Source organism: Klebsiella terrigena (assembly GCF_012029655.1).
Classification (GTDB): domain Bacteria; phylum Pseudomonadota; class Gammaproteobacteria; order Enterobacterales; family Enterobacteriaceae; genus Klebsiella; species Klebsiella terrigena.
This window is the reverse complement of the sequence record NZ_CP050508.1, coordinates 5,415,058-5,437,782: the sequence shown is the minus strand read 5'-3', so window position 1 is coordinate 5,437,782 and position 22,725 is coordinate 5,415,058. Positions and strand designations below refer to the sequence as shown.

Annotated in this window: 19 protein-coding genes; 14 read left to right on the top strand and 5 right to left on the bottom strand. The window is 56.4% G+C overall.

The window, feature by feature from the left end; genetic code table 11:
- Window positions 1-218: 218 nt before the first annotated feature.
- The 6 genes from ilvL to ilvA all read left to right on the top strand — a co-directional run bounded on the left by ilvL (window position 219) and on the right by ilvA (window position 6,861).
- Complete coding sequence (ilvL, locus tag HCK03_RS25470; RefSeq protein ID WP_001311244.1) at window positions 219-317, top strand: ilv operon leader peptide; 99 nt, start codon at window positions 219-221, stop codon at window positions 315-317.
- Between the two features lie 140 nt (window positions 318-457).
- Window positions 458-2,104, top strand: coding sequence for an acetolactate synthase 2 catalytic subunit (gene ilvG / locus HCK03_RS25465; protein ID WP_115193826.1), 1,647 nt, complete (start codon window positions 458-460; stop codon window positions 2,102-2,104).
- Window positions 2,101-2,358, top strand: a complete 258-nt coding sequence (gene ilvM, locus HCK03_RS25460) for an acetolactate synthase 2 small subunit (protein WP_041143465.1) — start codon at window positions 2,101-2,103, stop codon at window positions 2,356-2,358. The genes ilvG and ilvM overlap by 4 nt, the downstream gene beginning before the upstream one ends.
- Window positions 2,359-2,374: 16 nt before the next feature.
- On the top strand, window positions 2,375-3,304 hold the full coding sequence (locus HCK03_RS25455; RefSeq protein ID WP_167692353.1) for a branched-chain amino acid transaminase: 930 nt from the start codon (window positions 2,375-2,377) through the stop codon (window positions 3,302-3,304).
- A gap of 159 nt (window positions 3,305-3,463) precedes the next feature.
- Entirely contained in the window at window positions 3,464-5,314 is a 1,851-nt protein-coding gene (ilvD, locus tag HCK03_RS25450) for a dihydroxy-acid dehydratase (RefSeq protein ID WP_041143467.1), read from the top strand.
- 2 nt (window positions 5,315-5,316) lie between these two features.
- Entirely contained in the window at window positions 5,317-6,861 is a 1,545-nt protein-coding gene (gene ilvA, locus HCK03_RS25445) for a threonine ammonia-lyase, biosynthetic (protein ID WP_041143468.1), read from the top strand.
- On the opposite strand, the gene ilvY is transcribed toward ilvA, so the two are convergent.
- Complete coding sequence (gene ilvY, locus HCK03_RS25440; RefSeq protein WP_041143469.1) at window positions 6,858-7,754, bottom strand: HTH-type transcriptional activator IlvY; 897 nt, start codon at window positions 7,752-7,754, stop codon at window positions 6,858-6,860. The two genes, ilvA and ilvY, sit on opposite strands and share 4 nt — an antisense overlap.
- Window positions 7,755-7,905: 151 nt before the next feature.
- Here ilvY and ilvC point away from each other — a divergent pair, with 151 nt between their 5' ends.
- Window positions 7,906-9,381: a ketol-acid reductoisomerase gene (gene ilvC / locus HCK03_RS25435; protein ID WP_041143470.1), complete on the top strand. Its 1,476-nt coding sequence runs from the start codon at window positions 7,906-7,908 to the stop codon at window positions 9,379-9,381.
- A 448-nt stretch (window positions 9,382-9,829) separates the two neighbouring features.
- Here ilvC and ppiC (HCK03_RS25430) read toward each other — a convergent pair whose 3' ends face one another.
- Both ppiC (HCK03_RS25430) and ppiC (HCK03_RS25425) read right to left on the bottom strand, forming a co-directional pair.
- Entirely contained in the window at window positions 9,830-10,111 is a 282-nt protein-coding gene (gene ppiC, locus HCK03_RS25430; RefSeq protein ID WP_024555327.1) for a peptidylprolyl isomerase PpiC, read from the bottom strand.
- Window positions 10,112-10,161: 50 nt separating this feature from the next.
- Window positions 10,162-10,443, bottom strand: coding sequence for a peptidylprolyl isomerase PpiC (gene ppiC / locus HCK03_RS25425; RefSeq protein WP_041143471.1), 282 nt, complete (start codon window positions 10,441-10,443; stop codon window positions 10,162-10,164).
- A gap of 112 nt (window positions 10,444-10,555) precedes the next feature.
- On the opposite strand from ppiC (HCK03_RS25425), the gene rep reads away from it, so the two are divergent.
- Window positions 10,556-12,577 carry a DNA helicase Rep gene (gene rep, locus HCK03_RS25420; RefSeq protein ID WP_134528334.1) on the top strand — a complete coding sequence of 674 codons (2,022 nt, stop codon included), beginning with the start codon at window positions 10,556-10,558 and terminating at the stop codon, window positions 12,575-12,577.
- Between the two features lie 41 nt (window positions 12,578-12,618).
- On the opposite strand, the gene gppA is transcribed toward rep, so the two are convergent.
- A complete protein-coding gene (gppA, locus tag HCK03_RS25415; RefSeq protein WP_166793763.1) occupies window positions 12,619-14,109 on the bottom strand; it encodes a guanosine-5'-triphosphate,3'-diphosphate diphosphatase in 1,491 nt (496 codons plus the stop codon).
- Window positions 14,110-14,308: 199 nt separating this feature from the next.
- Entirely contained in the window at window positions 14,309-15,574 is a 1,266-nt protein-coding gene (gene rhlB / locus HCK03_RS25410) for an ATP-dependent RNA helicase RhlB (protein ID WP_041143474.1), read from the bottom strand.
- Between the two features lie 343 nt (window positions 15,575-15,917).
- On the opposite strand from rhlB, the gene trxA reads away from it, so the two are divergent.
- From trxA to wecC, 6 genes are all read left to right on the top strand, one after another.
- Entirely contained in the window at window positions 15,918-16,247 is a 330-nt protein-coding gene (trxA, locus tag HCK03_RS25405; RefSeq protein WP_041143475.1) for a thioredoxin TrxA, read from the top strand.
- A 333-nt stretch (window positions 16,248-16,580) separates the two neighbouring features.
- Window positions 16,581-17,840 (top strand): transcription termination factor Rho, encoded by a 1,260-nt coding sequence (gene rho, locus HCK03_RS25400; RefSeq protein WP_002883293.1) that lies wholly within the window; start codon window positions 16,581-16,583, stop codon window positions 17,838-17,840.
- A gap of 240 nt (window positions 17,841-18,080) precedes the next feature.
- Window positions 18,081-19,184 carry a UDP-N-acetylglucosamine--undecaprenyl-phosphate N-acetylglucosaminephosphotransferase gene (gene wecA, locus HCK03_RS25395; RefSeq protein ID WP_041143476.1) on the top strand — a complete coding sequence of 368 codons (1,104 nt, stop codon included), beginning with the start codon at window positions 18,081-18,083 and terminating at the stop codon, window positions 19,182-19,184.
- Between the two features lie 13 nt (window positions 19,185-19,197).
- Window positions 19,198-20,244 (top strand): ECA polysaccharide chain length modulation protein, encoded by a 1,047-nt coding sequence (gene wzzE, locus HCK03_RS25390; RefSeq protein ID WP_041143477.1) that lies wholly within the window; start codon window positions 19,198-19,200, stop codon window positions 20,242-20,244.
- Between the two features lie 56 nt (window positions 20,245-20,300).
- Window positions 20,301-21,431 (top strand): non-hydrolyzing UDP-N-acetylglucosamine 2-epimerase, encoded by a 1,131-nt coding sequence (gene wecB / locus HCK03_RS25385; protein ID WP_041143478.1) that lies wholly within the window; start codon window positions 20,301-20,303, stop codon window positions 21,429-21,431.
- Complete coding sequence (gene wecC, locus HCK03_RS25380; RefSeq protein ID WP_041143479.1) at window positions 21,428-22,690, top strand: UDP-N-acetyl-D-mannosamine dehydrogenase; 1,263 nt, start codon at window positions 21,428-21,430, stop codon at window positions 22,688-22,690. Before wecB ends, wecC begins: the two co-directional genes overlap by 4 nt.
- The last annotated feature ends 35 nt before the right edge of the window (window positions 22,691-22,725 follow it).

Below are 22,725 nucleotides of genomic sequence, written 5' to 3'. Positions count from 1 at the left end.
GTTGCCGCAAGGGCAGGACAGCATGTCGTAAAAAGCCATAGGGCAACGCGATAAATTGAAATATCTTCACTTTATATTTTTCCCATTAAAAACAATTGTTTTACTGGAAATTGTTAGCGTGATCAGAAAACGAGCCATAAAAAAATCTTGTGTTTAACGCGACGTCTGTGGTACCTCTTTAGGTATTCCTTCGAACAAGAAGCCAGAAAGTACATAAAATGACAGCCCTTCTACGAGTGATTAGCCTGGTCGTGATTAGCGTGGTGGTGATTATTATCCCACCGTGCGGGGCAGCACTTGGACGAGGAAAGGCATAGAAATCAAGCCTTAACGAACTAAGACCCCCGCACCGAAAGGTCCGGGGGTTTTTTTATAACTTAAAAATGACAGACGGGGAGCAGAGAATGAATAACAGCATAAAATTCTGTTTCTTCCGATCTATGACGGGGATGTAACTATGAATGGCGCGCAGTGGGTAGTACATGCTTTGCGGACACAGGGAGTCGAGACGGTTTTCGGCTACCCGGGTGGCGCGATTATGCCGGTTTACGATGCGTTGTATGACGGCGGCGTGGAACACCTGTTGTGCCGTCACGAGCAGGGTGCAGCAATGGCGGCCATCGGCTATGCGCGAGCAACCGGTAAAACGGGCGTTTGCATCGCGACCTCCGGCCCTGGCGCAACTAACCTGATCACCGGCCTGGCGGATGCCCTGCTGGACTCTATCCCCGTTGTCGCGATTACCGGCCAGGTGGCGGCACCGCTTATCGGTACCGATGCTTTTCAGGAAATTGACGTGCTGGGCTTATCGCTGGCCTGCACCAAACATAGCTTCCTGGTGCAATCGCTGGAAGAGCTGCCGCGCGTCATTGCTGAAGCTTTCCTGGTCGCGAATTCAGGCCGCCCAGGCCCGGTACTGGTAGACATTCCGAAAGATATCCAGCTGGCAACAGGTGAGTTCGAACCCTATTTTTCCACGGTAGCCGATGACGTTGCTTTCCCTCACGCCGAGGTTGAGCAAGCGCTGCAGATGCTGGCTCAGTCGCAAAAGCCGATGCTGTACGTCGGCGGCGGCGTCGGTATGGCGCAGGCGGTGCCCGCTCTGCGCGAGTTTATTGCGGTCACGCAAATGCCGGCGACCTGCACGCTGAAGGGGTTGGGCGCGGTTGATGCTGACTATGCCTATTACCTGGGGATGCTGGGCATGCACGGGACGAAGGCGGCTAACCTGGCGGTTCAGGAGTGCGACCTGCTGATTGCGATAGGCGCGCGTTTTGACGACCGCGTAACCGGCAAGCTGAATACCTTTGCACCGCATGCCAAAGTTATCCATATGGATATCGATCCGGCGGAGCTGAACAAGCTGCGTCAGGCGCACGTTGCCCTGACCGGCGATCTCAATACGCTGCTGCCGGCACTGCAGCAACCGCTGGCCATTGACGCCTGGCGTCAGCATAACGCGGAGCTGCGCGCTGAACATGCATGGCGCTATGACTACCCGGGTGAAGGCATCTACGCCCCGCTGCTGCTCAAGCAGCTTTCCGATCGCAAACCGTCTGACAGCGTGGTGACCACCGACGTGGGCCAGCATCAGATGTGGTCTGCACAGCATATGACCTACACTCGCCCGGAGAATTTCATTACCTCCAGCGGCTTAGGGACGATGGGCTTCGGTCTGCCTGCGGCGGTAGGTGCCCAGGTCGCGCGTCCGAACGATACGGTAATCTGTATCTCCGGTGACGGCTCCTTCATGATGAATGTTCAGGAGCTGGGCACCGTAAAACGCAAGCAGCTGCCGCTGAAGATCCTGCTGCTGGATAATCAGCGTTTAGGCATGGTTCGTCAGTGGCAGCAGCTGTTCTTCCAGGAGCGTTATAGCGAAACGATCCTCACCGATAACCCCGATTTTGTCACTTTGGCCAGCGCCTTCGGCATTCCTGGCCAACATATCACCCGTAAAGACCAGGTTGAAGCGGCTCTCGACACCATGCTTTCGAGCCAGGGGCCATACCTGCTTCATGTCTCAATTGATGAACTTGAGAATGTCTGGCCGTTGGTGCCGCCCGGCGCCAGTAACTCAGAAATGCTGGAGAAATTATCATGATGCAACATCAGGTCGCCTTGCAGGCCCGCTCCAACCCGGAAACCTTAGAGCGCGTGCTGCGCGTAGTGCGCCATCGTGGCTTTCAGATTTGCGCCATGAATATGGAGACCGCCGCGGACACCCGCAATATAAATATCGAATTGACCGTTGCCAGCCAGCGGCCCGTCGAATTACTGTTTAGTCAATTAAGCAAACTGGTGGACGTTGCCTGCGTCGAAATCCAGCAACCCACATCACAACAAATCCGCGCATAGGCGCAAGGGAAGAAAAATGACGACGAAAAAAGCTGATTACATTTGGTTCAACGGCGAGATGGTTCCTTGGGGAGAAGCTAAGGTCCACGTTATGTCGCATGCCCTGCATTACGGTACTTCCGTTTTTGAAGGCATCCGCTGCTATGACTCGCACAAAGGACCGGTGGTGTTCCGTCATCGTGAACACATGCAGCGTTTGCATGATTCAGCCAAAATCTACCGTTTCCCGGTTTCGCAGAGCGTTGATGAGCTGATGGAAGCCTGTCGCGAAGTGATTCGTAAAAACGGCCTGACCAGCGCCTATATTCGTCCGCTGGTATTTGTTGGTGATGTGGGCATGGGCGTAAACCCGCCAGAAGGATATACCACTGACGTGATCATCGCGGCGTTCCCGTGGGGAGCCTATCTCGGCGCCGAAGCGCTGGATCAGGGGATCGATGCCATGGTCTCTTCCTGGAACCGCGTGGCGCCGAATACGATCCCGACCGCAGCAAAAGCCGGCGGTAACTACCTTTCCTCCCTGCTGGTCGGCAGCGAAGCGCGTCGACATGGCTACCAGGAAGGCATCGCGCTGGACGTTAACGGCTACATCTCCGAAGGGGCGGGTGAGAACCTGTTTGAAGTGAAAGATGGCGTGCTGTTTACCCCGCCGTTTACCTCTTCCGCGCTGCCGGGTATTACCCGCGATGCCATCATTAAGCTGGCAAAAGATCTGAATATCGAAGTTCGTGAGCAGGTCCTGTCTCGCGAATCCCTGTACCTGGCGGATGAAGTCTTCATGTCCGGTACCGCAGCAGAAATTACGCCGGTACGTAGCGTTGATGGTATTCAGGTCGGCGAAGGCCGCTGTGGCACGGTGACTAAGCGTATTCAGCAAGCATTCTTTGGCCTCTTCACCGGTGAAACCGAAGATAAATGGGGCTGGTTGGATCAGGTTAATCAGTAAATATCCGACATATTTTAAGCTGCATGTGCTTTGGCTGCGCTCGTTTACCGCAGCCGACCGGAGATCCTCTCTCCTGCAGCCTGGACTATTTAGGGTAGATAAGCATAAAAGACGGGGCGACACGCAGCGCCTCGTTTAACAGACACTGGGAGTAAAAGCATGCCTAAGTACCGTTCCGCCACCACCACTCATGGCCGTAATATGGCGGGTGCCCGCGCGCTGTGGCGCGCAACCGGGATGACCGACGCTGATTTCGGTAAACCGATTATCGCCGTTGTGAACTCCTTTACCCAATTCGTCCCTGGCCACGTGCACCTGCGCGATCTGGGTAAGCTGGTCGCCGAGCAAATTGAAGCCTCTGGCGGCGTTGCTAAAGAGTTCAACACCATCGCGGTGGATGACGGGATCGCCATGGGTCACGGGGGCATGCTTTATTCACTGCCATCCCGCGAGCTGATCGCCGACTCGGTAGAGTACATGGTCAACGCACACTGTGCTGATGCCATGGTCTGCATCTCCAACTGCGACAAAATCACCCCAGGGATGCTGATGGCCTCCCTGCGCCTGAATATTCCGGTGATCTTTGTCTCCGGCGGTCCGATGGAAGCGGGTAAAACCAAGCTTTCTGACAAGATCATCAAGCTCGATTTGGTCGATGCGATGATTCAGGGCGCGGACCCGAAAGTATCCGACGAACAGAGTGACCAGGTTGAGCGTTCCGCCTGTCCGACCTGCGGCTCCTGTTCCGGGATGTTTACCGCCAACTCAATGAACTGCCTGACGGAAGCGCTGGGCCTGTCTCAGCCGGGCAACGGCTCCCTGCTGGCCACTCATGCCGATCGTAAACAGCTGTTCCTCAATGCGGGAAAACGCATTGTCGAGCTGACCAAACGCTACTACGAGCAGGACGATGCCTCCGCGCTGCCGCGTAACGTCGCCAACAAAGCGGCGTTTGAAAACGCCATGACCCTGGATATCGCCATGGGCGGCTCCACGAATACCGTACTGCACCTGCTGGCCGCCGCTCAGGAAGCTGAAATCGACTTCACCATGAGCGATATCGATAAGCTGTCCCGCAAGGTGCCGCAGCTGTGCAAAGTAGCGCCGAGTACGCAGAAATACCATATGGAAGACGTTCACCGTGCCGGCGGCGTGCTGGGGATCCTCGGCGAGCTGGATCGCGCCGGTCTGCTGAACCGTGAGGTGAAAAACGTGCTGGGTCTGACCCTGCCGCAAACGCTCGATAGCTACGACATTATGCTGACCAAAGACGACGCGGTGAAAGAGATGTTCCGCGCCGGCCCGGCGGGTATCCGCACCACCCAGGCGTTCTCTCAGGATTGCCGCTGGGATACGCTGGACGACGATCGCGCAGAAGGCTGTATTCGTTCTCTGGAGCATGCCTACAGCAAAGACGGCGGCCTTGCCGTTCTGTACGGCAATTTTGCTGAAAATGGCTGCATCGTAAAAACTGCAGGCGTTGATGACAGCATCCTCAAGTTTACCGGCCCGGCAAAAGTGTATGAAAGCCAGGATGACGCGGTAGAAGCTATCCTCGGCGGTAAAGTCGTCGCGGGCGATGTCGTGGTGATTCGCTACGAAGGGCCGAAAGGCGGTCCAGGCATGCAGGAAATGCTCTATCCGACGACGTTCCTGAAATCAATGGGCCTCGGTAAAGCCTGCGCGCTGATCACCGATGGCCGCTTCTCCGGCGGTACTTCCGGTCTGTCGATTGGTCACGTTTCACCAGAAGCGGCGAGCGGCGGCAATATCGCCCTGATTGAAGACGGCGATATGATTGCCATTGATATCCCGAACCGCGGCATTCAGCTGCAGCTGAGCGACGCCGACATTGCCGCACGCCGTGAAGCGCAGGAAGCCCGTGGCGATCTGGCCTGGACGCCGAAAGCGCGTGAGCGTCAGGTTTCCTTCGCCCTTCGTGCGTACGCAAGCCTGGCAACGAGCGCTGATAAAGGCGCGGTACGCGATAAATCGAAACTTGGGGGCTAATCATGGCCGAATCACAACCCCTGTCCGCCGCCCCTGAGGGGGCGGAATATCTCAGAGCGGTGCTCCGTGCGCCGGTCTATGAAGCTGCACAGATTACGCCGCTGCAAAAAATGGAAAAAATCTCCTCGCGGCTGGATAACGTCATTCTCGTGAAGCGGGAAGACCGGCAGCCGGTCCATAGCTTCAAGCTCCGCGGCGCTTACGCGATGATGGCGGGGCTGAATGAAGCGCAAAAAGCGCGCGGCGTGATCACCGCTTCCGCGGGTAACCATGCCCAGGGCGTCGCGTTTTCCGCTTCTCGCCTCGGCGTTAAGGCGCTGATTGTTATGCCTACCGCCACGGCGGACATCAAGGTTGATGCCGTGCGCGGGTTTGGCGGCGAAGTGCTGCTGCACGGCGCTAATTTTGATGAAGCGAAAGCGAAAGCCATCGAGCTGGCGCAGCAGCAGAATTTCACCTGGGTCCCGCCGTTCGATCATCCGATGGTCATTGCCGGGCAGGGTACGCTGGCGCTCGAATTGCTGCAGCAGGACGCTCATCTCGACCGCGTTTTTGTGCCGGTTGGCGGCGGCGGACTGGCGGCGGGCGTGGCGGTACTGATCAAGCAGCTGATGCCGCAGATCAAAGTGATTGCGGTTGAGGCCGAAGATTCAGCCTGCCTGAAGGCGGCGCTGGAGGCCGGTCATCCGGTGGATCTGCCGCGCGTTGGGCTGTTTGCTGAAGGTGTTGCGGTGAAGCGCATCGGCGACGAGACCTTCCGCGTCTGTCAGGAGTATCTCGACGATATTATCACCGTCGACAGCGATGCCATCTGTGCGGCGATGAAAGACCTGTTTGAAGACGTTCGCGCAGTGGCTGAACCTTCCGGCGCGCTGGCGCTGGCGGGGATGAAAAAATATATCGCGCAGCACAATATTCGCGGCGAACGGCTGGCGCACGTCTTGTCCGGGGCCAACGTTAATTTCCACGGCCTGCGCTACGTTTCCGAACGCTGCGAGCTGGGCGAACAGCGCGAGGCGCTGCTGGCGGTGACTATTCCGGAAGAGAAGGGCAGCTTCCTGAAGTTCTGCCAGCTGCTGGGCGGTCGTTCGGTTACCGAGTTCAACTATCGCTTTGCGGATGCCAAAGATGCCTGCATTTTTGTCGGCGTTCGCCTGAGCCGCGGGCTGGAAGAACGTAAAGAGATTCTGGATCTGCTGAACGAGGGGGGCTATAGCGTTGTCGATCTTTCCGATGACGAAATGGCCAAGCTCCACGTGCGCTACATGGTCGGCGGGCGTCCGTCGAAGCCGCTGCAGGAGCGCCTGTTTAGCTTCGAGTTCCCGGAATCACCGGGCGCGCTGCTCAAGTTCCTGCATACGCTGGGTACCCACTGGAACATCTCTCTGTTCCACTACCGCAGTCACGGTACCGACTATGGCCGGGTACTGGCGGGCTTTGAGCTGGGCGATCATGAGCCGGATTTTGAAACCCGACTGCATGAGCTGGGCTACGACTGCCACGACGAAACGCACAATCCGGCATTCCGCTTTTTCCTCGCCGGCTAGTGGCCCGGGTTGGGTAAAATCGACCAGAATGCATCGATAAGCGGCTCATACAGCCGCTTTTTTTGTGCGCATACGCCGAGCTCAAAGGGCGTTTTCTCATCGCTGCGCTCTAAAATCATCACCCGGTTGCGCACCGGTTCCGGACTGTTCTCCAGCACCACCTCCGGCAGAAGTGCGACACCGCAGCCGAGGGCGACCATGGAAACCATCGCCTCGTGGCCGCCCACGGTGGCATAAATCGATGGATTGCTGATTTTATGCCGCCGGAACCACAGTTCAATGCGCCGACGTACCGGCCCCTGATCGGCCATGATAAACGGCACGGTCGACCAGTCGGGCTGCTCCTGGGTGACCTGGTTACGCACCGGGCAGGCTAAGGCCGGGGCGATCAGCACCACTGCCAGATTTTCCAGCATCGAGAAGGCTACCGATCCGGGCAGCGTTTCCGGCTTCCCGGCAATGGCCAGGTCCGCCTCGCCGGTGACGACCTTCTCCATTGCGTCGGCGGCATCGCCGGTCGAGAGCTTGATCTCCACCGAAGGATGGGCGGCGCGAAAGCGATCGAGAATTGGCGGCAGATGGCTATAGGCCGCGGTCACGGAGCAGAAAATATGCAGCTCGCCGGAGAGCGATGGTCCCTGCTGGTCGATAGCGTGGCGCAGCTGCTGATACTGCAGCAGAGTCTGCTGGGCGAAAAGGCGCAGCTCTTCGCCCGCTTCGGTTAGCGTCACGGTGCGGTTATCGCGCACGAACAGCGGCTGGCCGAGGTCCTCTTCCAGGCGCTGGATCTGCCGTGAAAGGGTCGAGGGACTAACGTGCATGGCCCGCGCGCTGCGGCCAAAATGACGGCTTTCGGCCAGGTGCAGGAAGGTTTTCAGATCGCGTAAATCCACGGGCCGCACTCCACGATTTTATATTGCAGATATTGCAACATGACGTTGTGAATATATCAATTTCCGCAATGAATTTCCTGTCATATAGTGGGTTCATTCTCGCAAAAGCGAACCGAACAATAAGACACACAACATCACGGAGTACATCACCATGGCTAACTACTTTAATACACTGAACCTGCGCCAGCAGCTGGCACAGCTGGGCAAATGTCGCTTTATGGCGCGCGAAGAATTCGCCGATGGCGCGAGCTACCTTCAGGGTAAAAAAGTAGTCATCGTCGGCTGCGGTGCTCAGGGTCTGAACCAGGGCCTGAACATGCGCGACTCCGGTCTGGATATCTCCTACGCTCTGCGTAAAGAAGCGATTGCAGAAAAGCGCGCTTCCTGGCGTAAAGCGACCGAAAATGGCTTTACGGTCGGCACCTATGAAGATCTGATCCCGCAGGCCGACCTGGTCGTTAACCTGACGCCGGACAAACAGCACTCTGACGTTGTTCGTTCCGTACAGCCGCTGATGAAAGACGGCGCGGCGCTGGGCTACTCCCACGGTTTTAACATCGTTGAAGTCGGCGAGCAGGTTCGCAAAGACATCACCGTAGTGATGGTGGCACCGAAGTGCCCGGGTACCGAAGTTCGTGAAGAGTACAAACGCGGTTTCGGCGTACCTACGCTGATCGCGGTTCACCCGGAAAACGACCCGAAAGGTGAAGGCATGGCCATCGCGAAAGCGTGGGCAGCGGCCACCGGCGGCCACCGTGCGGGCGTGCTGGAATCCTCCTTCGTTGCGGAAGTAAAATCTGACCTGATGGGCGAGCAGACCATCCTCTGCGGCATGCTGCAGGCGGGTTCCCTGCTGTGCTTCGATAAGCTGGTGGCGGAAGGTACCGATCCGGCATATGCAGAAAAACTGATTCAGTTCGGCTGGGAAACCATCACCGAAGCGCTGAAGCAGGGCGGCATCACCCTGATGATGGACCGTCTGTCTAACCCGGCGAAACTGCGCGCTTACGCGCTGTCAGAGCAGCTGAAAGAGATCATGGCGCCGCTGTTCCAGAAGCATATGGATGACATCATCTCCGGCGAATTCTCCTCCGGCATGATGGCTGACTGGGCTAACGACGATAAGAAACTGCTGACCTGGCGTGAAGAGACCGGCGCCACCGCGTTCGAAACCGCTGAGCAGTTTGAAGGTAAAATTGGCGAGCAGGAGTACTTCGACAAAGGCGTTCTGATGATTGCGATGGTGAAAGCGGGCGTTGAGCTGGCGTTTGAAACCATGGTTGCATCCGGCATTATCGAAGAGTCCGCATACTATGAGTCGCTGCACGAGCTGCCGCTGATTGCCAACACCATCGCTCGTAAGCGTCTGTATGAAATGAACGTGGTTATCTCCGATACCGCCGAGTACGGTAACTACCTGTTCTCCTACGCTTGCGTACCGCTGCTGAAAGAGTTCATGACCACGCTGCAGACCGGTGACCTGGGCAAGGCGATTGCCGAAGGTGCCGTAGATAATGCCCAGCTGCGCGATGTAAACGAAGCGATTCGCAACCACGCAATCGAAAGCGTCGGCCACAAGCTGCGCGGCTACATGACCGATATGAAACGTATCGCTGTAGCAGGTTAATCTCCGTCGTCCTGCGGCCCGCGGGCCGCATCGACCAGTAAATCCTCTAAAGGCCCGGTAGGCGTAAGCGCTACCGGGCCTGTTTATTTACGTCTTAGCGCAATCACCGAATCCGATACCTCTCCCTGTTCGCCTTCCGGCCCGTACATCGTGCGCGAAACGTCGTCGAAAACGGTCTCCCAACCTTCAGGCAACGGCATCAAGCGATGCGAGGGCTTCTTTTGCCGACTGGAATGGTCTTTGGCGGGAGGCGGCACTGTCAAACAGCGGCTTTGCGCGGGTTGACTGGGTCATGACGGCGTTTATCACCATCACCTTCGCGACGCTGATTAGCGGATTGATGTTTAAGGAGTTGCAGGCAGCTATCGGCATGCATGTCATGAAGCACAGAAAACGCTGCCGGCGAAATAAGGAAAAAGCCTCTCTGTGGCAGAGAGGCTTTAATGCATTAGTTACGGTACAGCACTTTAATGATGTGGTAACCGAACTGGGTGTGCAGCGGGCCGGTCGGCTCCAGCACCGGGCAGGAGAAGACCACTTTATCAAATGCCGGAACCATCTGACCCTGGCGGAATTCGCCCAGGTGACCGCCTTTCTTGCCTGACGGGCAGGTAGAGTGTTTCTTCGCCAGCTTCTCGAAATCGCCGCCGTTTTTAATTTGTTCCAGCAGGTCGAGTGCCAGCTTCTCTTCTTTCACCAGGATGTGCATTGCTGCCGCTGTTTTAGCCATGATTGTGCCTTGATAGGTTGCGATGAATCAGGGCGCAATATTAGCATGCGTTAACGGCGATACAGCACCTTAATGATGTGGTAGCCAAAGCGCGTTTTGACCGGGCCGTAGGGTTTCAGCAGCGGGCAGGAGAAGACCGCGCTATCAAACGGCCCAACCATCGCGCCCTGTTGGAACTCGCCTAAGTCGCCGCCGTTGCGCCCGGAGGGGCAGCGTGAATAGCGCTTCGCCAGATGGTCGAAGCTGACGCCGCGTTCCAGTTTGGCGAGGATCTCCTGCGCCAGCTTCTCTTCTTTGACCAGGATGTGCAGGGCCGCTGCGGACTTTGCCATGGTTTCGCTCTCAGGATGACGGATGTGGCCAACACTTTACCATTAGCCGGTAAATCTCCTTCCGGCTTTCTGCTACAATCCTCACCCCGTTCGAAGATTGAGCAAGACTCCCATGCGTTTAAACCCTGGCCAACAACAAGCCGTCGAATTCGTTACCGGACCGTGCCTGGTGCTGGCGGGCGCCGGTTCCGGTAAGACCCGCGTTATCACCAATAAAATCGCGCACCTGATCCGCGTCTGCGGCTATCAGGCGCGCCATATCGCGGCGGTGACCTTTACCAACAAAGCGGCGCGCGAAATGAAAGAGCGCGTCGGGCAAACGCTGGGACGCAAAGAGGCGCGCGGCCTGATGATCTCCACCTTCCACACGCTGGGGCTGGACATTATTAAGCGCGAATATGCCGCGCTGGGGATGAAATCTAACTTTTCCCTGTTCGACGATACCGACCAGGTGGGTTTGCTCAAGGATCTGACCGAAGGGCTGATCGAAGACGACAAGGTGGTGCTTCAGCTGCTGATCTCGACGATCTCCAACTGGAAAAACGATCTGCGCACGCCGGCGCAGGCGGCGGCAAGCGCGCAGGGCGAGCGGGATCGGATCTTTGCTCACTGCTATGAGCTGTACGATGCGCATATGAAAGCCTGCAACGTGCTGGACTTCGACGATCTGATCCTTCTGCCGACGCTGCTGCTGCAGCGTAATGAAGAGGTCCGCGAACGCTGGCAGAATAAGATCCGCTACCTGCTGGTGGATGAGTATCAGGATACCAACACCAGCCAATATGAGCTGGTGAAGCTGCTGGTGGGGCAGCGGGCGCGCTTTACGGTGGTGGGCGATGACGATCAGTCGATCTATTCATGGCGCGGCGCCCGGCCGCAGAACCTGGTTCTGCTGAACCAGGATTTCCCGGCGCTGCAGGTCATCAAACTGGAGCAGAACTACCGCTCTTCCGGCCGGATACTGAAAGCGGCAAATATTCTGATCGCCAATAACCCGCACGTGTTTGAGAAGCGCCTCTTTTCCGAGCTGGGCTATGGCATCGAGCTGAAAGTTCTCTCCGCCAATAATGAAGAGCATGAGGCGGAGCGGGTAACCGGGGAGCTGATTGCCCACCACTTTATCAATAAAACCCAGTACAAGGATTATGCGATCCTTTACCGCGGCAACCATCAGTCGCGGGTGTTTGAAAAAATGCTGATGCAAAACCGCATCCCCTACAAAATTTCAGGCGGCACCTCATTCTTCTCCCGTCCGGAGATCAAAGACCTGCTGGCCTACCTGCGGGTGTTGACCAACCCGGACGATGACAGCGCGTTTCTGCGCATCGTCAATACGCCGCGGCGTGAGATTGGCCCGGCAACGCTGCAAAAGCTCGGCGAGTGGGCGATGACCCGCAACAAAAGCCTGTTTACCGCCAGCTTTGATATGGGCCTCACCCAGACGCTGACCGGGCGCGGCTATGATTCGCTCACCGGCTTTACGCAGTGGCTGGCCGAAGTTCAGCGGCTGGCGGAAAGCGAGCCGATTGTCGCAGTGCGCGATCTGATCCGCGGCATTGACTATGAATCCTGGCTGTATGAAACGTCGCCCGGCCCGAAGGCCGCGGAAATGCGGATGAAAAACGTCAACCAGCTGTTCAGCTGGATGACCGAGATGCTGGAAGGCAGCGATATCGATGAGCCCATGACGCTCACCCAGGTGGTCACCCGCTTTACCCTGCGCGATATGATGGAGCGCGGCGAATCAGACGAGGAGCTGGATCAGGTTCAGCTGATGACTCTGCACGCTTCGAAGGGGCTGGAGTTTCCGTATGTCTATCTGGTTGGCATGGAAGAGGGGCTGCTGCCGCATCAGAGCAGTATTGAAGAAGATAACGTCGATGAGGAGCGCCGGCTGGCGTACGTGGGCATCACCCGGGCGCAGAAAGAGCTGACCTTTACGCTGTGTAAAGAGCGCCGCCAGTACGGCGAGCTGGTGCGTCCGGAGCCAAGTCGTTTTCTGCTGGAGCTCCCGCAGGACGATCTTATCTGGGAGCAGGAGCGCAAGGTTATCTCGGCGGAAGAGCGGATGCACAAAGGACAGGCTAACGTCGCCAACATCCGGGCGATGCTGGCAAAGGCGAAAGGAAAGTAGCGCGCTCGCCCCGGTAAGCGCCGTGCTGCCGGGGGACGGTATCAGACGACTTCTAAGGCCCAGTGGACATAGCTTTGCCACTGGCACTCTTGCTCAACCATCTCGCTGCCTAGCGGATGGTTTTCCAGCCAGCCTTCCGGCAGCCTCAGCATCAGCTTTTCATCCTCGGCGGTCAGGGTGACGGACGGCAGCAGATCGTCCCGACGGCGGCTGGCAAACAGAATAGCCAGACGCAGCAGGCGGCATAAATGCTCCGCAACCCGAGGTTTGACCGCGTTCTGCTGGTGGAGCGAAGAGAGATCGACGGCGTTGGTTTGGTTGAGCAATAGCGTGGCAAGCAGCTTTTTCTGCGCCGGCGTGAAGCCGGGAAGATCGAGATTGCGCACCAGGTAGGCCGCGTGCTGCGGAGCGGACTTAAAATCAACGCTCAGGCCAATCTCATGCAGGGCGCAGGCGCTCACCAGCAGGTCGCGGCTAAGCGGCTCCAGCTCCCAGTAGCTATCCAGCTGGCTCACCAGGTCTGCCGCCAGGCGGCCGACGCGCTGGGCCTGCTCGGTATCGATCATAAAGCGGCGCTGAATGTTACGCAGCGTCCGGCTACGAATATCCTGATCGACCGCCAGGTGCAGCATGCCGTAAACCAGGCCTTCGCGCAGCGCGCCGCCGGCCAGGGTCATGCAGCGAATATTTAGCTCGCTAAATATAGCGATGAGAATGGCTAAACCGCTGGGGAAAACTAACGCACGCTCGAGAGTCAGGCCTTCTATTTCAAGCTCTTCCAGACGCCCGCACTGAATCGCCCGCTGTTTGAGCTGCTGGAGTTTAGCCAGCGTAATGCGCTCATCCATACCCTGCGCCATCATGATTTCCTGCAGGGCCTGAACGGTACCCGAGGCGCCGACGCACACTTTCCAGCCGTGATAGTTCAGCGTATCGGTGATAGGCCGCAGGACTTCGCGCGCCGCATTTTCAGCAAGTTCGAAGTTGTCTTTCGTCAGGTTACGATCGGCGAAGTAGCGTTCCAGCCAGGTAACGCAGCCCATTGGCAGGCTAAAAAGAGAGGTGGTTTGCGCGCCGGTTCCGGTGACCAGTTCGGTACTGGCCCCGCCGATATCAACCACCAGGCGCTGGTCTTCACCGCCGGTGGTATGCGCTACGCCCTGATAAATCAGGCGCGCTTCTTCCTCGCCGCTAATGACCTGCACCGGGCAGCCGAGAATATCTCTGGCCTTAGCCAGAAACTCATCGGCATTAACCGCCAGACGCAGCGTCGCGGTCGCGACGACGCGGATTTGCGCCGGGGGGATATCCTGCAGGCGCTCGGCGAACAGCCGTAAGCACTGCCAGCCGCGCTCCATCGCTTCCGCGGAGAGCGCGTTGTCGCTATTCAGGCCCGCGGCAAGCCGCACTTTGCGCTTGATACGGCTGAGAGTCTGAATGCTCCCGGCCACCTCGCGAACAACCAACATATGAAAGCTATTAGAGCCAAGATCTATAGCTGCATAAAGCGAGGTGGAACTCATACACTTCATCCTTCAAATTGCCTCTGCGAAAGTAGCGTGCTTATTCGGCCCATCCCAGGGACTCACCCCGATGGGGCCGCTGCAAGCAGCGTTCAAATCCGTCAGACACAGATTTGTCACCCGAACCACTTACTAAAGTAAGTCATTCGGGATTCGCTAACCTGGCGCCTTGATGCATCCCGAACGATTTTGTGTATGACATACTTTATTAGCCTGAACGACGGCGATTGCGAGGCGGTCCGTTGCGGCGCGGGCCGTTGCCCGTGCGTGGACGCGCCAGGCGCAGCGGCCGCGGCAGATCGGTCATCAGCACATCTGGGTTGTACTTGCTTACCGGGATTGAGTGCCCGATATAGGTTTCAATCGCCGGCAGATTCAGCGCGTACTCTTCACAGGCCAGGCTGATGGAGTGGCCGCTGGCACCTGCACGACCGGTACGGCCAATGCGGTGTACGTAGTCTTCGCAGTCGTCCGGCAGGTCGAAGTTAAAGACGTGCGTGACGGCCGGGATATGCAGACCGCGTGCCGCAACGTCCGTCGCGACCAGAATATCGATATCGCCACGGGTAAACTCTTCGAGGATACGCAGGCGTTTTTTCTGCGCGACGTCGCCGGTCAACAGGCCAACGCGATGACCGTCCGCGGCGAGGTGGCCCCAGATATCTTCACAGCGATGCTTGGTGTTGGCGAAGATAATGGCGCGATCCGGCCACTCTTCTTCGATCAGCGTCTGCAGCAGGCGCATTTTCTCTACGTTGGAAGGATAGAACAGCTCTTCCTTAATACGGTGACCCGTTTTCTGTTCTGGTTCGACTTCAACGTATTCGGCGTTGTTCATCTGCTCAAACGCCAGTTCGCGGACCCGATAGGAAAGGGTGGCGGAGAACAGCATGTTCAGGCGCTGGTTAGCCTGCGGCATACGACGGAACAGCCAGCGGATATCTTTAATAAAGCCGAGATCGTACATGCGATCGGCTTCGTCGAGGACGACAACCTGAATAGCGCCAAGGTTGATATGATTTTGTTTGGCGTAGTCGATAAGACGACCGGTAGTCCCGATCAGAATGTCGACGCCGCTCTCCAGCACTTTCAGCTGCTTGTCGTAGCCATCGCCGCCGTACGCCAGACCGAGCTTCAGGCCGGTGGCCTGCGCCAGCGGTTCTGCGTCAGCATGGATCTGTACCGCCAGCTCACGCGTTGGCGCCATGATCAGCGCACGCGGTTGGTTAACCTGGCGTTCAGCGATAGCAGGGTGAGAGAGAAGATAATGAAACGTTGACGTCAGGAACGCCATCGTTTTACCGGTACCGGTTTGCGCCTGCCCGGCGACGTCTCGACCTTCCAGCGTTAGCGGAAGTGCGAGTGCCTGAATGGGCGTACAATTATGAAACCCTTTCTTTTCAAGGGCTTCGATAACTGCCGGGTGCAGGGCGAAGTCGGAAAACTTCTGTTCTGTTAAATGTGTTTTGCTCATAGTGTGGTAGAATATCAGCTAACTATTGCATTAAGAAAGCGTATCCGTTGAAATAACGTCAACCTTTCGTTGGCTATACGCGAAATTACTGAAGGTGCTCTGCGGCAACCGAATGAATCCTCGAAAGCTTAGACTACTAAGCGGACCGGCGGTGAATAATCTACCGGTAACGGGTTTGAAGACGGTTTGCTTTGACTCCTGCACGGCGAGGTCCATGATGGACCGGGTCGCACAGGCTGTCAGTTACAGAGGCATCCTGAAGGATAACGTGTATAACGTAGCATTAACGCGTCGTTGATGTCTGCGACACCAGCACACCAGGCTTATTCCTGTGGAGTTAAATATGAGCGATAAAATTATTCACCTGACTGACGACAGTTTTGACACGGACGTACTCAAGGCTGACGGGCTAATCCTCGTCGATTTCTGGGCAGAGTGGTGTGGTCCGTGCAAAATGATCGCCCCGATTCTGGATGAGATCGCTGGCGAGTATCAGGGCAAGCTGACCGTTGCGAAACTGAACATCGATCAGAACCCAGGCACCGCGCCGAAATACGGCATCCGCGGCATCCCGACTCTGCTGCTGTTTAAGAACGGCGAAGTGGCGGCAACCAAAGTTGGCGCACTGTCTAAAGGCCAGCTGAAAGACTTCCTCGACGCCAATCTGGCGTAATCAGTTTGCCATTCCGGCGTCCGGATTCCTATTTTTTGCGGAACTCTGGACGCCCGGCTTGAGTCGTGCTAAGTTAAGTTCAGACTTCGTTTTAAACATACCTTTATTGTTTGAATCTTGCTTTACCCGAAGCATCCCGCAGAAATGCGCGTGAAGCTAAAAATTCCGGGCTTATCACTCATTCCGTTTTGTCGTTTCAGCTCTGCGTTCTTTCCTGTGACCAGGCAACGTACAGACACGAGATGTAGGCCGCTAACAGGCATGGATGTTCCTGCCATACCATTCACAACATGAAGTTCGAGTTCTACCCCGAGTTTAAGAACCCACACCATTATGAATCTTACCGAATTAAAGAATACGCCGGTTTCTGAGCTGATTACTCTCGGCGAAAATATGGGGCTGGAAAACCTGGCCCGTATGCGTAAGCAGGATATTATTTTTGCCATCCTCAAGCAGCATTCGAAGAGTGGCGAAGATATCTTTGGCGATGGCGTACTGGAGATACTGCAGGATGGATTTGGTTTCCTCCGCTCCGCAGACAGCTCCTACCTCGCCGGTCCCGACGATATCTACGTATCCCCTAGCCAAATCCGCCGTTTCAACCTTCGCACTGGTGACACCATTTCCGGTAAGATTCGTCCTCCTAAAGAGGGTGAGCGTTACTTTGCGCTGTTGAAAGTCAACGAAGTTAACTACGACAAGCCGGAAAACGCGCGCAATAAGATCCTGTTCGAGAACTTAACGCCGCTGCACGCAAACTCACGTCTGCGTATGGAGCGTGGTAACGGCTCGACTGAAGACTTAACCGCTCGCGTCCTGGATCTGGCTTCGCCGATCGGTCGCGGTCAGCGTGGTCTGATTGTTGCTCCGCCGAAAGCCGGTAAAACGATGCTGCTGCAGAATATTGCGCAGAGCATCGCTTATAACCATCCTGACTGCGTGCTGATGGTCCTGCTGATCGACGAACGTCCGGAAGAAGTGACCGAGATGCAACGTCTGGTTAAAGGTGAAGTTGTTGCTTCTACCTTTGACGAACCCGCATCCCGCCACGTTCAGGTTGCCGAGATGGTTATCGAGAAGGCCAAGCGCCTGGTTGAGCATAAGAAAGACGTTATCATTCTGCTCGACTCCATCACCCGTCTGGCTCGCGCCTACAACACCGTCGTACCGGCTTCCGGTAAAGTTCTGACCGGTGGTGTGGATGCGAACGCCCTGCACCGTCCGAAGCGTTTCTTCGGTGCTGCGCGTAACGTCGAAGAGGGCGGCAGCCTGACTATCATCGCTACGGCGCTGATCGACACCGGCTCCAAGATGGACGAAGTTATCTACGAAGAGTTCAAAGGCACCGGTAACATGGAGCTGCACCTCTCGCGTAAGATCGCAGAAAAACGCGTCTTCCCGGCTATCGATTACAACCGTTCCGGTACGCGTAAAGAAGAGCTGCTCACCACTCAGGAAGAGCTGCAGAAGATGTGGATCCTGCGCAAAATCATCCATCCGATGGGTGAAATCGACGCGATGGAGTTCCTCATCAACAAGCTGGCTATGACCAAAACTAACGATGACTTCTTCGACATGATGAAGCGTTCGTAAGTTTAAAAAAGCTGAAAAACGCCACGCAACCGCGTGGCGTTTTGTTTTTGGGATTTGTATGATCCAGAAAGGGAAACCGGAGCGGTTATTATCGTATGATGAACGCGCCTCTCCTGGCAGAGATAACTTTAACAGACTAAAATCTATACAATAAATTTGTAATGATCTGCATTACCCCTTCAGGAGTTGAGACATCGTCGTTATACTTCCCGGATTAACCATGCTGAGAGCACATGCGTTGTGAATTTACTCACTGCTATTACTGAATTAATCAGTATTTTCTTATTCACTACCCTTTTTATATTTGTGGCTCGCAAGGCGGCAAAAAAGGTTGGGTTAGTCGATAAGCCTAACTATCGAAAACGGCATCAGGGTCTGGTTCCGTTAGTGGGTGGCATCTCAGTTTACGCGGGTATTTGTTTTACATTTGCGATCGCAGATTATTACATTCCCCATGCTTCGCTGTACCTGGCGTGCGCCGGTATTCTGGTACTGGTCGGCGCGCTGGATGACCGATTTGATATCAGCGTAAAAATTCGTGCGGTTATGCAGGCCGCCATTGCTGTCGTCATGATGATGGCAGGAAACCTGCATCTTAGCAGCCTCGGTTTTATTTTTGGCTCATGGGAGCTGGTGCTCGGCCCCTTCGGTTTCTTCCTCACTCTTTTTGCCGTTTGGGCGGCAATTAACGCCTTTAATATGGTTGATGGCATCGACGGCCTGCTCGGCGGTCTGTCATCGGTCTCCTTCGCGGCAACGGGCATCATCCTGTGGTTTGATGGCCAGTACAGCCTGGCAATGTGGTGTTTTGCGATGATTGCCGCCATTCTGCCCTATATTTTACTTAACCTCGGTGCGCTTGGCCGTCGCTATAAGGTCTTTATGGGCGATGCCGGCAGCACCATGATTGGCTTCACCATTATTTGGATCCTGCTGGAAACCACGCAGGGTAAAACGCATCCCATTAGCCCGGTTACCGCGCTGTGGATTATTGCGATTCCGTTGATGGATATGGTGGCGATTATGTATCGTCGCCTGCGCAAGGGCATGAGTCCGTTCTCTCCGGACCGCCAGCACATTCATCATTTGATCATGCGCGCTGGGTTTACTTCCCGGCAGGCATTCGTCCTGATCACGCTGGCCGCCGCTTTACTGGCGCTGGTTGGGGTGGTGGCGGAATATACCCGTATCGTTCCTGAATGGGTGATGTTAATACTCTTTTTGTTAGCCTTCTTCCTTTATGGCTACTGCATTAAACGCGCCTGGAAAGTGGCGCGCCTGGTTAAGCGCATCAGACGCAGAATACGGCGACACAGCAGCAATAATCCAAAATTAACCAAGTAGAACTGGGGACGTGATGACTCAACCATTACCGGGAGCACAAGCAGTGAACGTTGAGAATGAGCTGGATATTCGCGGGCTGTTTCGCGCCTTATGGGCAGGGAAAATTTGGATAGCAGGGATGGCCGTGCTGTTTGCGCTGATCGTACTGGTTTATGCCTTTTTTGCTCGCCAGGAGTGGAGCGCGACGGCAATTACCGACCGGCCAACCGTAAATATGCTGGGCAGCTACTACTCGCAACAGCAGTTTTTACGCAATCTCGATATCAAAGCCAATCTGGCTTCGGTCGATCAGCCTTCGGCAATGGACGACGCCTATAAAGAGTTCATCATGCAGCAGGGGTCCTGGGATACCCGGCGTGATTTCTGGCTGCAAACCGACTATTACAAACAGCGCCAGTCGGGTAATTCTCGCGCCGATGCCGCGCTGCTGGACGATCTGATTAACAATATCCAGTTTATGCCGGGCGATGCGGTAAAGAATACTAACGATAGCGTCAAGCTGACGGCCGAGACCGCGCCGGATGCCAATAATCTGTTGCGCCAGTACGTGGCATTTGCCAGCCAGCGCGCGGCGGGCCACCTGAATGACGAGCTCAAGGGCGCCTGGGCGGCACGTACCGTGCAGATGAAAGCGCAGGTTAAGCGTCAGGAAGAGGTCGCGCGTGAGATTTTCAACCGCCGTACCCACAGCGTGGAGCAGGCGCTGAAAATCGCCCAGCAGCATAATATTTCCCGCAGTGAGACCGACATTCCTGCCGATCAGCTGCCGGATTCCGAGCTGTTTTTACTCGGCAGGCCGATGCTACAGGCGCGGTTAGAAAATCTGCAGGCGGTCGGTCCGGAATACGATCTTGACTATGACCAAAGCCGCGCGATGCTGAATACCCTGAACGTCGGGCCGACATTAGATCCGCGTTTTCAGACTTACCGGTATTTGCGTACGCCGGAAGAACCTGTAAAACGCGATAGCCCGCGCCGCGTATTTCTGATGGTGATGTGGGGGATTGTGGGCGCGCTCATCGGCGCAGGCGTGGCGCTATCGCGACGTCGTATCCAGTGAATGCGGCCTGTGATGAAGGTCATGCGGACTTCATCACCTAATCGAAGAGAATCGATGTGAAAGTACTAACTGTATTTGGCACAAGACCCGAAGCCATCAAAATGGCACCGCTGGTTCATGCGCTGGCCAGGGACCCTCATTTTGAGGCAAAAGTGTGCGTAACCGCGCAGCATCGGGAGATGCTCGATCAGGTGCTGAAGCTGTTTTCTATTGTTCCGGATTACGACCTGAATATCATGCAGCCGGGTCAGGGCCTGACGGAGATTACCTGCCGCATCCTTGAAGGGCTGAAGCCGGTTCTGGAGTCGTTTAAGCCTGACGTTGTGCTGGTGCATGGCGATACCACCACCACGATGGCGGCGAGCCTTGCCGCTTTCTATCAGCGAATCCCGGTGGGGCACGTTGAGGCGGGACTGCGCACCGGCGATCTCAGTTCGCCGTGGCCGGAAGAGGGTAACCGGACGTTAACCGGGCGGCTGGCAACCTGGCATTTTGCGCCGACGGAGACCTCGCGGCAGAACCTGCTGCGGGAGAACGTTGCCGATAGCCATATCACGGTCACCGGCAATACGGTTATCGATGCGCTGTTCTGGGTTCGCGATCGCGTGCTGGGCGATGAGGCGCTGCGCATAGAGCTGACGCAGCGCTATCCGTTCCTGGCTAACGGAAAGAAGATGATCCTGGTCACCGGCCACCGTCGCGAAAGCTTCGGCCGCGGGTTTGAGCAGATCTGCCACGCGCTGGCGGAAATTGCGGCCAGCCATCCCGATGTACAAATTGTCTATCCGGTGCACCTGAACCCAAACGTCAGCGAGCCGGTAAACCGCATTCTTGGTCATATTGATAACGTGATTTTGATCGAACCGCAGGATTACCTGCCATTTGTCTGGCTGATGGATCGCGCATGGCTAATCCTCACCGACTCCGGCGGTATTCAGGAGGAAGCCCCTTCGCTGGGCAAACCGGTTCTGGTGATGCGCGAGATGACGGAACGGCCGGAAGCGGTAGCCGCAGGCACCGTTACGCTGGTCGGTACCGATAGCCAGCGCATCGTCGCGGAAGTCACGAATCTGCTGAACAACGATGCCGCATACCAGGCGATGAGCCGGGCGCACAACCCTTACGGCGATGGGCAGGCATGTAGCCGCATTGTGACCGCACTTAAAAATAATCAGGTAACGCTATGAGTTTTTCTACCATTTCAGTGATTGGCCTTGGGTATATCGGTTTGCCAACCGCTGCCGCGTTCGCCTCCCGGCAAAAGCGGGTGGTGGGCGTTGATGTTAATCAGCACGCGGTGGAGACCATTAACCGCGGCGAGATTCATATCGTGGAACCGGATTTGGCCAGCGTGGTTAAGACCGCGGTCGAGCAGGGCTATTTAAGCGCCACTACCGTCCCGGTGGAAGCGGACGCCTATCTGATTGCCGTCCCGACGCCGTTTAAGGATCTGCACGAGCCGGATATGGTCTTCGTCGAGTCGGCGGCAAAATCAATAGCGCCGGTGCTGAAGAAGGGGGCTCTGGTTATCCTTGAGTCCACCTCCCCCGTCGGGGCGACGGAGCTGATGGCGGGCTGGCTGGCCGAGCTGCGCCCCGATCTGAGCTTCCCGCAGCAGGCAGGCGAAGCGGCGGACGTCAATATCGCCTACTGCCCGGAGCGCGTGCTGCCAGGTCAGGTGATGGTTGAGCTGATTAAAAACGACCGCGTGATTGGCGGTATGTCCCCGGTCTGTTCTGCCCGCGCCAGCGAGCTGTATAAAATTTTCCTCGAAGGCGAGTGTGTGGTGACCAACTCCCGCACCGCAGAGATGTGCAAGCTGACCGAAAACAGCTTCCGCGACGTCAATATCGCCTTTGCTAACGAACTGTCGCTGATCTGCGCCGAGCAGGACATTAACGTCTGGGAGCTGATTCGCCTGGCGAACCGCCATCCGCGCGTCAATATTCTGCAGCCGGGGCCGGGCGTTGGCGGCCACTGTATCGCGGTCGATCCGTGGTTTATCGTGGCGCAAAATCCGCAGCAGGCGCGGCTGATCCGCACCGCGCGTGAGGTCAACGACCATAAGCCTGAATGGGTTATCGAGCAGGTGAAGGCGCGGGTGGCCGAGTGTCTTGCCGCCAGCAACCGACGCGCCAGCGAGCTGAAAATCGCCTGCTTTGGCCTGGCCTTCAAGCCGAATATCGACGATCTGCGCGAAAGCCCGGCGATGGCTATCGCCATGCAAATTGCGGCCTGGCACAGCGGCGAAACGCTGGTTGTTGAACCCAATATCCACCAGCTGCCGAAGAAGCTCGACGGTCTGTGCACCCTGGCATCGCTGAGCGATGCTCTGGCAAATGCCGATGTGCTGGTGATGCTGGTCGATCACCATGAGTTTAAAGCGGTAGGCGGCGACAGCGTAACCCAGGCATTTATCGTCGATACCAAAGGGGTATGGCGGTGAGAACGATTCTGGTCACCGGTATGAGCCAGGGCCCG